The organism is Pseudomonas pseudonitroreducens, assembly GCF_021603645.1.
GTDB classification, from domain to species: domain Bacteria; phylum Pseudomonadota; class Gammaproteobacteria; order Pseudomonadales; family Pseudomonadaceae; genus Pseudomonas; species Pseudomonas pseudonitroreducens.
Map to the genome: position 1 here is coordinate 1 of NZ_BQHJ01000052.1, position 526 is coordinate 526.

Sequence of the window (526 nt, forward strand, 5' to 3'; positions counted from 1 at the left end):
ACATCGACCTCCACCCCCGTGACGGGCTGGTCTGGAATGGGAATGTCCAACTCCGTGAAGGTCAACGTCAGTGTGCGCTCGGAGGTGGTCCAGAAGTTCGGAGCGTTCATCACCCCTACGCCGAAACTCATCCTCAACAGCTGAGTCTCGTTGTCAGAGGTTGCTGTGAGGCCAAAGTCGCCTACCTGACCTTCCAGCAGAATGCGACCTGCGTTGATTGCCTGACCGCCATAGGCATACACGGCGCGTCCACCACGAGCAGCGCGAAGAACAGCGGCATTCCACCACTGTTCGTCCGGGTCGTCTGTCTCTACCAGAGAGACTGGCATCCCCATATCCCAGAGGAACGTCCAATGCGTGACGTTCGTGACCGGAACGGTTCGCCCGCTGGGCAACGCCACCCACCCACCCGAGCCGTTCCAGGTGAGAGGGCCATGCCATGGCCAGCCCCACACGGCGATTTCAGGATCAAGCGGTGTATTCGGGAAGGCCATGATCAGCTCAGCGGCGGCACGCCGACCCACTG

Annotated in this window: 1 pseudogene; it reads right to left on the reverse strand. The window is 61.0% G+C overall.

Features of this window, described 5'->3' with window-relative positions:
- A pseudogene (locus L6D89_RS32410) lies at window positions 1–494 on the reverse strand (hypothetical protein); the annotation flags it as partial.
- Window positions 495–526 lie beyond the last annotated feature (32 nt).